This is a genomic window from Thiocystis minor, from assembly GCF_016653465.1.
Taxonomy (GTDB): Bacteria; Pseudomonadota; Gammaproteobacteria; order Chromatiales; family Chromatiaceae; genus Chromatium; species Chromatium minus.
The window spans coordinates 1-10,793 of sequence record NZ_NHSQ01000088.1 but is presented as its reverse complement, the minus strand read 5'-3'; the positions used below and the strand labels follow the sequence as shown (position 1 = coordinate 10,793).

Below are 10,793 nucleotides of genomic sequence, written 5' to 3'. Positions count from 1 at the left end.
GCTCGACTCAACTCGTGACCATCAGACGTTTCGTTTTGAAAATACTCATGATAATCCTCAATATGAACTGAGAGATTATCAACCATGGTTTTCAACACCACATCTTTTTCATTATCAATACTGTTAGTTCTACTTTGTTACCTTCAAAAAATCTTTAAGTGTTTAAATTTTATGATAATAAACAAAAATACACATAAACAATAGGGTTCTAGTGGCGCGTTGAGCGCCTATAATCACCCATAAACCGCCAACATCTATCTTCAATAGGGGCATAGTAAATGAAGATTTATTGCGCCTAATAAAAAATAACTTAAAATTCATTAATTTATGCGACAGTCAAAGTTAACAAAGTAGAATTAGCCATGATTCACCATTTTCCAACATTATTTTTCCCTAGAAATAATATTTGCAAATCATAAGCTTATGTCAAGATAACAAAGTAGAACTAAACATCAATAGCGGGCACATCCGGAAGCGCCATGATCAGATCCGGATACTGATTGAACGGCCCGGTGGCCAGCAATCGCTGGCGTGCGAACGTGGGCGACAACCCCTGCCCGCCGAACCGCTGTGGAGATCGGCGGTGTCGGCGTCGATGCCACACCCAAAGCTATTGCAACTTGTCCCCCATCAATCGCCGCACGACGACATAAAAGACCGGGACGAACAGCACTCCGAGCAGGGTGGCGCCGACCATGCCGCCCATGACGCCGGTGCCGATGGCGTGACGGCTGTTGGCGCCCGCGCCGGTGGAGATGACCAGCGGGGTGACGCCCAGGATGAAGGCGATGGAGGTCATGAGGATGGGCCGGAAACGCAGCCGGCAGGCTTCCAGGGTGGACTCCAGCAGACTGTGCCCGGACTGGCGCAGGGTGTTGGCGAACTCGATGATCAGAATGGCGTTCTTGGCCGAAAGACCGATGACGGCGATGAGCCCGACGTTGAAATAGACATCGTTCTCCAGCCCGCGCAGCCAAGTGAAGCTAAGCGCGCCCAGCATGCCCAGCGGAACCACCAACATCACCGCCGCCGGGATCGACCAGCTCTCGTAGAGCGCGGCGAGCGCCAGAAAGACCACCAGCAGCGAGAGCGCGAACAGGATCGGCGCCTGTTGCCCGGAGATGATTTCCTGGAACGAAGAGCCGGACCATTCGTAGCCGATGCCGGTCGGCAGGTCATTCTCGACGATCGCCGCCATCGCCGCCATGGCCTGACCGGAACTGCGTCCGGGGGCCGCGCCGCCGTTGATCTGGATGGCGCCATAGCCGTTGTAGTGGTCGATGGCCGGTGGGGCGGTGCCCCAGGTGGGCGTGACCACGCTGCTCAGCGGCACCATGTCGTCGAGTCCGCCCTGACTGCTCGGGATGTAATAGCGCTCCAGGTCTTCCGGGCGACTGCGATAGGCGGCGTCCGCCTGCAACAGCACCTTGAGCACGCGCCCCTGGTAGTTGAAGTCATTGGCATAAACCGGCGCCAGCATGAGCTGGATGGCACTGTAGATGTCCCCAAGGTCGAGCCCCATCGACTGCGCCTGCAGACGGTCCACCGTGAGTTGCACCTCCGGCGCGTCCTCCAGTTGATTGGGTCGCACCCCGGCCAGGACCGGATTCTGACCCGCCGCCCCCAGCAGCGCGTTACGCGCCTGCATCAAGGAGTCATGCCCGAGACCGGCGCGGTCCTCCAGCCGGAAATCGAAGCCACCAAAACGCCCCAGACCCCGGATCGTCGGCATGTTGACGACGAAGATGCGCGCGCCCTGGATCGATTGCAGCATACCATTGGCCGCCGGAATGAACGCCTTGATCTGCTCGGCCGGATCGGTACGCTCGTCCCAGTCCTTCAGCCGGATGAAGCCCAGGCCCACATTCTCGCCCTGACCCACGAAGCTGAACCCGGCCACATGCAGCACCCGATCCACCGCCGGATGCCGCTTGAGGATCGATTCCATCTCTTTGAGGACCGCCGCAGTGCGCTGCATGTTGGCGCCAGGCGGTAGCTGGATGATGGCGAAGGCGTAGCCCTGGTCCTCTTCCGGCAGAAAGCTGGTGGGCAGTTTGATGTAGAGATAGCCGGCGACGATCACCAGCGCGATGAAGGCAACCATCCAGCGCGGGGCGTGGCGAATCGCACCGCCGACCCGCGCCAAATAGGCGCGGGCGACCCAGCCGTAGCCGGTGTTGAAACCGCGCAGGAACCAATTCGGTTTTTTGTCATGGACCGGTCGCAGCAGGGTGGCGCAGAGCGCCGGGGTGAAACTCAACGCCATGAGCGCGGAAATGCCCATGGAGATGGCGATGGTGAGCGAAAACTGACGATAGATGACGCCGACGCTGCCGCCGACCAGCGCCATCGGGATGAAGACTGCCGCCAGCACCAGGGTCATGGCGATGACCGCGCCGGTGATTTGATCCATCGCCTTGCGCGCCGCCTCTTTCGGCGACAGACCTTCCTCGGTCATCAGCCGCTCGACGTTCTCGACCACCACGATGGCGTCGTCGACCACCAGACCGATAGCCAGCACCAGCCCGAAGAGGCTCAGGACATTGATCGAAAAACCCGCCAGATACATGCCGGCGAAAGCGCCGGTGATGGCGACCGGAACCACCAGGGTCGGAATCAGGGTCGCGCGCAGATTCTGCAGGAACAGCAGCATGACCAGGAACACCAGCACCACCGCCTCGGCCAGGGTCTTGACCACTTCCTGAATCGAGATCCGCACGAACTGCGTGCTGTCGTAAGGGGTGAGCCAGCCCACGCCATCGGGGAGATAGCGGACCAGTTCGTCCATCTTGACGCGCACCGCCTCGGCCACGTCCAGCGCATTGGCCTCGGGGGCGAGCTGGATGGCGAAACCGGCGACCGCGTCCCCGGCCAGATGCACCTCGCGCCCGAAGGACTCGGCCCCCAGACCGATGCGCGCGACATCCTTGAGCTGCACATGGCTGCCATCGGCATTGGCACGCAGGATGATGTCGCCGAACTCCCCGGCGCTGGTGAACCGGCTGGCGGCGCTGACCGAGGCGGTAAAACCCTGACCGGGCAGGGCCGGCTCGGCGCCGATGGAGCCGGCGGCCACCTGGATGTTCTGGGCGCGCACCGCGTTCAGCGCCTGGGCGGCGCTCAGTCCGTAGCCGCGCAGCTTGTCGGCGTCGAGCCAGATGCGCATGGCATAACCGGAGCCGAACTGGGTCGCCCCGCCGACCCCCGGCAGGCGCCGGATCGGGTCCAGGATCTGAGCGGCGATGAGGTTATCCAGCGCATTGCTGTCGATGGCCGGATCGGTGGATTTGAGCGCGACCACCATCAGGAAGTCGTTATTGGCCTTGGCCACGGTGATGCCGTTGCGCACCACCTCCTCGGGCAGACGCGACTCGGCCACGCTCAGACGGTTCTGCACCTGAACCTGGGCGATGTCGGGATCGGTGCCGGTTTCGAAGGTCAGGGTGATCTGCGCCGAGCCATTGGCGCGGGAGGTAGAGTCGAAATAGAGCAGGTTATCGACGCCGGTGAGCTGCTGCTCAATGACCGAGGTGACGGTCTTCTCGACCACTTCCGCACTGGCGCCGGGGTAGGAGGTGCTGATGCTGACCTGCGGCGGGGCGATCGGCGGATAGGCCGAAACCGGCAGCTTGAAGATGGCGACGGTGCCGCCGAGGGTGATGAGGATCGCGATGACCCAGGCGAAGATTGGGCGGTCGATGAAAAAGCGTGGCATGGGATAGAGTCGTCAGTTGTCAGTTGTCAGTTGTCTGGATGATTGGAGCCCGTTGAGCAGGCGTTTTAGTCATCCAAAAGCGAACGGCGCAGGCGAGAGGAGTCGCTGTCCGCAAACACGTCTCTATGCTCCCTTTTTGGCGTCGGCTGGTCGATCGGCTGGAGCTGCCTTTGCCACGGCGCCCGGCTTGACCTTCTGCAGACCCGCGACGATGACCTGGTCGCCGTCGGCCAGATCGCCGGTCAGGATCCACTCGGTGCGCGTCATGCCGTGGGTCTCCACCTGGCGCTGCGCCACCTTGCCATCGGCCTCCAGAACCATCACCGAAGCGCCCTTGGCATCGCGGGACAGCGCGGAGTGCGGCAGCAGGAAGGCGTGTTCCAGTTGTCCCGTGGTCAGACGGAGCGTGACGAACATCCCTGGCAGTAGAGCGCGGTGTGGATTAGGCACGGTGGCGCGCAGCGAGACGGCGCCAGTGCCCGGATCGACCGCGAGGTCGGAGAAATCAACCGCCCCGGTTTCGGGATAGGCCGTCCCGCCGGGCAGCAAGACTTCGACTTTTGCCTTGGCGGCGGGTGTTTTCGTGCCTTGGGCGCCGGCCGCCTCGCGCTGCAATTCGGTGAGTTCCTGAACCGACTGGCTGAAATTGACATAGATCGGATCGATCTGTTCGACCGTCGTCAACAGCGTGGCCTCGCCCTGGCCGACCAGCGCGCCCTCGGTCACCAGCGCGCGTCCGGCGCGTCCGGCGATGGGCGCGCGCACCGTGGCGTAACTCAGATCGAGCCGGGCGGTTTCCACCATGGCGCGCGCCTGCTTGACCGCCGCCGCCGTGGTGCGTTCGGCGGCCTGGGCGGTATCGACATCCTGTTGCGAGATGGTTTTTTTCTCGCGCAATTCCGTATAGCGCTGCGCCGTTAGGGCGGCGTTGACGGCGTCCGCCTCGGCCTTGGCCAGGGCCGCTTCCTCGGCGTTGAGCTTGGCCTGTAACTGGGCCGGGTCGATCTGGAACAGAATCTGGCCCTGCTTGACGTCAGTACCTTCGGGATAGGTCCGATCGAGGACGATGCCCGCGACCCGCGCCCGTACCTGCGCGGTGCGGGTCGCCGCCAGCCGACCGACCAGTTCGCGGGTCAGCGGTGCCGATTGGGCGTGGGCGGTCACCACCGACACCTCGGGCGTGGGCATCTGAGCGCCCGGACCCGCAGCCGGACCCGCTGGCTTCTCGCAGCCAACCAGCAGAATGGCGCCCGCCGCGAACGCCGCCAGACGGAATAACATCGACCTCATTATGAACACTCCAAACTCGCAATCGCCGTGGGACGGATAGTATGCCGTAAATTAGTGGACGCAATCGTTCATTATTATAGGCGGAGTCGGAGGGAGTCAACAACATGTCGACTGCCCCAGGGCCGACAACATGTCGGCGGTCCCAGGGGCGGATTGCTCTGGGGGCGAGCATTCCGATCACGATCAGGCGTCAAAACAGCGATGCGCTCAATTCATAGATCGCCGAGAGCATGTCCGGATCGTCCGTTAGCGCCTGAGCAATGGCGCTGCGGCAGGACACCACCGGATCCACCCCGCCGACGATCAGCTTGGCGGCATGCACCAGCAACCGGGTCGAGGCGCCCTCGTCCAGGCCCTGTCCTTTCAGATTGCGCGTCATGTGCGCGAATTTGACCAACTGACGCGCCCGCGCGGCATCGATCCCGGACTCTTTTTCGACGATCGTCTGCTCCAGCACGGCGCCGGGATAGTCGAACTCCAGTGCGACGAAACGTTGCCGGGTCGACTGTTTGAGATCCTTCAGCACGCTCTGGTAGCCGGGGTTATAGGAAATCGCCAGACAGAACTCGGACGGCGCTTCCAGCAGTTCGCCGACCTTCTCCATCGGCAGCACGCGCCGGTCGTCGGCCAGCGGATGGATCACCACCGTGGTGTCCTTGCGCGCCTCGACCACCTCGTCCAGATAGCAGATCCCGCCCGCGCGCACCGCGCGCGCCAGCGGTCCGTCCACCCAGACGGTCTCGCCGCCGCGCACCAGAAAGCGCCCGACCAGATCCGAGGAGGTCAGATCGTCGTGACAGGAGACAGTGATCAGCGGACGCTTCAGGCGCCAGGCCATGTGCTCCATGAAACGGGTCTTGCCGCAGCCGGTCGGCCCCTTTAGCAGGATCGGCAGGCCGTGGCGATAGGCCGCCTCGAACACCGCGATCTCGTCGCCGACCGGCGCGTAGTAGGGTTCGTCCTCGATAAAATATTCCTCGGGCTTGAGGACTCGTAGCTCATGCTGCACCTGCGGTCTCCGGGTGTGGTTTGATGAATGATCTAAGGAATGGGGGCCTCCGCGCGGCGGCGCAAGACGAAGCCCACTGGGAGCGCCGACAGGTTGTCGGCATCCGGGGTCGTCGACATGTTGTCGACTCCCTTCGACTCCGCTCAGGGCAAGCCGCTCCTTGTACCGAGCGAAGCCAAAGTGTTACCCCAAAGAGTGGCGGATTTTCTTTGCGTCCCTGGTGTCTTTGCGGTTCAAATGCGCTGTGTCCGTTTATCCATCCAGACAGGTATCACGATGAGCAAGATCCACTTCGTCGGCGGCGAAAAAGGCGGCGTCGGCAAGTCCGTCCTGGCGCGGCTGCTGGCCCAATATCATATCGACCAAGGGCTCCCCTTCGTCGCGTTCGACACCGATCGTTCCCACGGCGCCCTGCTGCGTTTCTACGCCGATTACAGCCGGCCCATGGTCCTGGACGATTTCGAGAGCACGGATCAACTGATGGAGGCGGCCCTGGAGACCGACCGGGATATCCTGGTCGATCTGGCGGCGCAGACCTCGCTGCCGCTGCATCGCTGGATCGATCAGAACGACTTTCTGGCACTGGCGGACGAGGAGCAGGTTCAGGTCGTCTTCTGGCATGTGCTCGACGATGGCGCCGATGCCATCGCTCTGCTCGACAATCTGTTCGACCGCTATGGCCATGCCGTTGCCTATGTCGTGGTCAAAAATTACGGGCGCGGCAAGAATTTCTCCGCCTACGAGGCATCGCAGGCGCGGGCGACGGCCCAGGCGATGGGCGTCGCGGCGGTCGATCTGCCGGATCTGAACGCTGCCACCATGCGCAAGATCGATCACGGGAGCGCCAGTCTGTGGGCGGCCGCGCACACCAAGGAAACGGGTCTTGGCCTGATGGACCGCCAGCGGGTCAAGGTCTGGAAAAACCGGGTCTATAAGCAGTTCGATCAGGTCGCGGAGGGGCTGTTTACGCCTGCCCCTGCCCCGGAATCGCTCGACGGATGTTGATCCCGATGCACGAGATTACCCAAGATCAAGCGCTGGAGCGCGATGTCCAGCTCTTCACCGCCCTGCTGGGCGAGGTGCTGCGCGAGCATAGCCGTAAGCGTGTCTTAGTGATCGTCGAGCGCTTGCGTGAAGGCTTCATGCAGTTGCGCGAACAGGAAGACGCCGAACTGCGCGAGAAATTGATGAAGCGCATCGAGGGACTGGATCCCCAGACGCTGTCCGAGGTCATCCGCGCCTTCACCATCTATTTCGGTCTGGTCAACACCGCCGAGGAACTCAACGCCCATCTGGCGCGCATGGACCGTATCTCGGCCGGCCAGCGGCTGTGGGTCGGCTCCTTCGACGACACGGTGCGTCAGTTCCAAGAGGACGGCATCAGCCCGGAGCATTTCCAGAGCCTGCTGGAGCATCTGCTCTATCTGCCGGTGTTCACCGCGCACCCCACCGAGGCCAAGCGACGGACCATCATGGAGACCTTCCGGCGCATCTTCCTGGTCGGTCAGGATCTGCGTCGGCGCAAACTCAACGACGAGGAGATCGAGGAAAAACTCCAGGAGATCCTGACCCAGATCCAGATCCTCTGGAAGACCGACGAGGTGCGCGTCCACAAACCCCAGGTCATCGACGAGGTTCGCCAGGGGCTGTATTTCTTCCGCGAATCGCTGTTCGAGGCCGTGCCGCTGGTCTATCGCTTTCTGGAGAAGGCGGTGCGGCGGGTCTACGGGGCCAATCATGGCGTCAAGGTGCCGAGCTTCATCCGCTTCGGTTCCTGGATTGGCGGCGACCGCGACGGCAACCCCTTCGTGACCCCGGAGACGACCGAACTGACGGTGCGCATGCACGCCGAACTGGTGCTGGAAGAGTATCTGGAGCGCATCCGCAAGCTGCGCCGGATGCTCAGTCATTCCCTCGGATTCTGCGAGCCCTCGCCGGCCCTGCTCGACAGTCTGGACGCCGACGAGGACTACTGGGTCGCGACCATGGGCCAGAGTCTGCGTCGCTTCCTGAACGAACCCTATCGGCGCAAGCTGGCCATGATGAGCCATCGTCTGGACGCGAATCTGGCGCGCATCCGCGCCCGTATCGAGAACCGCGACGCCGATCATGTGTCCCGCGGCTACGGCAGCGACCGCGACTTTCTCGCCGACCTCTATCTCATTCGCGACTCGCTCATCCATCATGGCGACGCCAGCGCGGCGGCCGGTCCTCTGCAGGATCTGATCCGTCTCGCCGAGACCTTCGGTTTCCATCTGGTGCATTTGGATATCCGGCAGGAATCCACCCGTCACACCGAGGCCGTCACCGAGCTGTTCGCCCGTCAGGCCGGCGCGCCCTTTTATCAGGCGTTCACCGAGGAACAGCGTCTGATGGCGCTGTCCGAGACCATCGCCCACCCGCATCCCTTCGTGATCGACAAGGCCACCCTGACCCCGGAGACTCGCGAGACGCTGGAGGTCTTCGAGGTCATCGCGCGCCTGCGCGCCGAGATCGGCGAGAAGGTGTTCGGTCAGTACGTCATCTCCATGACCCACGCCGCCAGTCATGTCATGGAGGCGATGCTGCTGGCGCGTCTGGCCGGACTGGCCGGGAAGGATCGTCAGGGTTGGTTCTGCAACATCCAGATTTCGCCGCTGTTCGAGACCATCGACGATCTGGAGCATATCGATCAGGTGATGGGCACGCTGTTCGATCATCCGACCTATCAGGCCCTGCTCAAGGCGTCCGGGAACCAGCAGGAAGTGATGCTCGGATATTCGGATTCCTGCAAGGACGGCGGCATCCTCTCCTCGGGCTGGAACCTGTTCGAGGCGCAGAAAAAGATCATCGCGCTCGCCGACGACCGCGGCGTGTCCTGTCGGCTCTTTCACGGTCGCGGCGGCACCGTGGGCCGCGGCGGCGGTCCGACCCACGAGGCGATCCTGTCCCAGCCGGTCGACACCGTGCATGGTCAGATCAAGTTCACCGAGCAGGGCGAGGTGCTGTCCTATCGCTATGCCAATCCGGAAACCGCCCGCTATGAGCTGACCATGGGCATCAGCGGTCTGATCAAGGCCAGCCGCTGTCTGATCGAGCCGCCGGTGGAGGAGCGCAACGACTATCTCGGGATCATGGACGAGCTATCGCGCCATGGCGAGGAGGCATACCGCAAGCTGATTCGGGAGACCGAGGGTTTTCTGGATTATTTCTACGAATGCACCCCGCTCGATGGCATCGCGTTGCTCAACATCGGCTCGCGCCCGTCGCATCGCAAAAAGGCCGATCGCTCGCTCGGCTCCATCCGCGCCATCCCCTGGGTCTTCGGCTGGAGTCAGTCGCGCCATACCCTGCCGGCTTGGTTCAGCATCGGTCACGCCATCGAGCGCTATCGCAACAACGATCTGGAGCGTCTGGCCAAGCTCCAGAAGATGTATCAGGACTGGCCCTATTTCCGGGCGCTGCTGTCCAACACCCAGATGTCGCTGTTCAAGGCCGAGATGCGGATCGCCCGCGAATACGTGAACCTGGCCGAGAACCGCGAGCAGGCCGAATCCATCTATCGCCTGATCGAGTACGAATACAACCGGACCCTGACGCAGGTGCTCAATGTCGCCGGGCTGCTTGGTCTGATGGAAGAGACCCCCGAGTTGCGTCATTCGCTGGCCCGTCGCAACCAGTACCTGGATCCCTTGAGTTATATCCAGGTGGCGGTGCTCGGGCGCTATCGCGCCGAGCCGGAGGAAGACAAACGCGCGGAATGGCTGGATCCGCTGCTACGGTCCATTAATGCCATCGCGGCGGGGATGCGGAATACCGGATAAGGTGCTTGGGAGCGCCGACAGCTTGTCGGCAGCAATTCTCAGTTTGAGCCTGACCGTTTCGCCTTCTCTGCCCGGAAAGCAGGGATAAGGCCGCCTGAAGCCGTTCGTGGTGAGCTTGTCGAACCATGAACGGCTTCACGCTCAGAGGCTTAGGGTTTCCCGTTCATCCTTCGACAAGCTCAGGACGAACGGGAAACCCTTCACTGCTCCTCTGATTCCTCTGGGTTTTTCGCTCCATCAGGTCATACTGAGAATTGCTGGCTTGTCGGCTCTGGTGCAGCAGATATCTTGTCGGTTGTGCTCGCGAAAGCGTGTTTTCTTCAATCCAAGTTCCTGTCGCAATTCGGCAAGGTGGGCGTCCACATCCTCGGGCGATTGCTCGGCCAACGTCCGATCAGGATCGGCCGCGATGTCATGCTCCGCGAGGATCATCATCCAGTAGTCATAAGGAAGAATGAATACTTGAATTCATGGAGGTTTTGCCGGTAGCGATTCCAGAAAGAACGGGATTTTCCTTCTGGTTTAACTGGTTTTCTGTCATCGCTTAGTCTCCGGTGAGGCGACACGGAATGCGGAGGCTTTGGTGCAGAAGCCCGCCAATGCCAAGCGTGTTCGTTTTGGAGATTAGGCGGATTCTGTCCAGGGTGAGCGCGTATAAATTTTTTATGAATTCAATGAATTCAATGAATTCATAAGCTTAAGCGCCATATTCAGTAGCAAACCTGAAGCATAAGCCATTGATTTACAAAGTCATGCGCTCGCCCTGGGATTCTGTCTAGTACAGCAAACGCGGAATCTGTCTAGCGCCATAATTACAAATTCTGTTTAACTCACTGTTAGCACTATAGCCATCCCATTACACACAACTCCCCGTGTGCGGGTAAAATAGGTTTGAGCATTCACGTTCATTGGGGATCGCATGGGCTGGGCAGAAGACGAATTTCGCGGGATCGCTCTGGGCGACGCGCGCCGCGAT

6 protein-coding genes are annotated in these 10,793 nt (G+C 61.3%); 2 read left to right on the top strand and 4 right to left on the bottom strand.

Annotation, left to right across the window (positions count from 1 at the left end):
* Nucleotides 1-610 precede the first annotated feature (610 nt).
* From CCR95_RS12825 to CCR95_RS12815, 3 genes are all read right to left on the bottom strand, one after another.
* Nucleotides 611-3,715, bottom strand: coding sequence for a multidrug efflux RND transporter permease subunit (locus tag CCR95_RS12825; protein ID WP_201094918.1), 3,105 nt, complete (start codon nucleotides 3,713-3,715; stop codon nucleotides 611-613).
* A gap of 123 nt (nucleotides 3,716-3,838) precedes the next feature.
* Nucleotides 3,839-5,005 (bottom strand): efflux RND transporter periplasmic adaptor subunit, encoded by a 1,167-nt coding sequence (locus tag CCR95_RS12820; RefSeq protein WP_201094916.1) that lies wholly within the window; start codon nucleotides 5,003-5,005, stop codon nucleotides 3,839-3,841.
* Nucleotides 5,006-5,195: 190 nt separating this feature from the next.
* Nucleotides 5,196-6,014 carry an AAA family ATPase gene (locus tag CCR95_RS12815; protein WP_201094915.1) on the bottom strand — a complete coding sequence of 273 codons (819 nt, stop codon included), beginning with the start codon at nucleotides 6,012-6,014 and terminating at the stop codon, nucleotides 5,196-5,198.
* 276 nt (nucleotides 6,015-6,290) lie between these two features.
* Here CCR95_RS12815 and CCR95_RS12810 point away from each other — a divergent pair, with 276 nt between their 5' ends.
* Both CCR95_RS12810 and ppc read left to right on the top strand, forming a co-directional pair.
* Nucleotides 6,291-7,019: a P-loop NTPase family protein gene (locus CCR95_RS12810; RefSeq protein ID WP_201094914.1), complete on the top strand. Its 729-nt coding sequence runs from the start codon at nucleotides 6,291-6,293 to the stop codon at nucleotides 7,017-7,019.
* Nucleotides 7,020-7,024: 5 nt separating this feature from the next.
* Nucleotides 7,025-9,817: a phosphoenolpyruvate carboxylase gene (gene ppc, locus CCR95_RS12805; RefSeq protein ID WP_201094913.1), complete on the top strand. Its 2,793-nt coding sequence runs from the start codon at nucleotides 7,025-7,027 to the stop codon at nucleotides 9,815-9,817.
* Nucleotides 9,818-10,054: 237 nt separating this feature from the next.
* Here ppc and CCR95_RS12800 read toward each other — a convergent pair whose 3' ends face one another.
* Nucleotides 10,055-10,252 (bottom strand): hypothetical protein, encoded by a 198-nt coding sequence (locus CCR95_RS12800; RefSeq protein ID WP_201094912.1) that lies wholly within the window; start codon nucleotides 10,250-10,252, stop codon nucleotides 10,055-10,057.
* Nucleotides 10,253-10,793 lie beyond the last annotated feature (541 nt).

What these genes read in the sequence shown, in the direction of transcription:
- CCR95_RS12825 (WP_201094918.1), bottom strand. Translation starts at nt 3,715, where the DNA reads ATGCCACGCTTTTTCATCGACCGCCCAATCTTCGCCTGGGTCATCGCG.
- CCR95_RS12820 (WP_201094916.1), bottom strand. Translation starts at nt 5,005, where the DNA reads ATGAGGTCGATGTTATTCCGTCTGGCGGCGTTCGCGGCGGGCGCCATT.
- CCR95_RS12810 (WP_201094914.1), top strand. Translation starts at nt 6,291, where the DNA reads ATGAGCAAGATCCACTTCGTCGGCGGCGAAAAAGGCGGCGTCGGCAAG.
- ppc (WP_201094913.1), top strand. Translation starts at nt 7,025, where the DNA reads ATGCACGAGATTACCCAAGATCAAGCGCTGGAGCGCGATGTCCAGCTC.
- CCR95_RS12800 (WP_201094912.1), bottom strand. Translation starts at nt 10,252, where the DNA reads ATGATGATCCTCGCGGAGCATGACATCGCGGCCGATCCTGATCGGACG.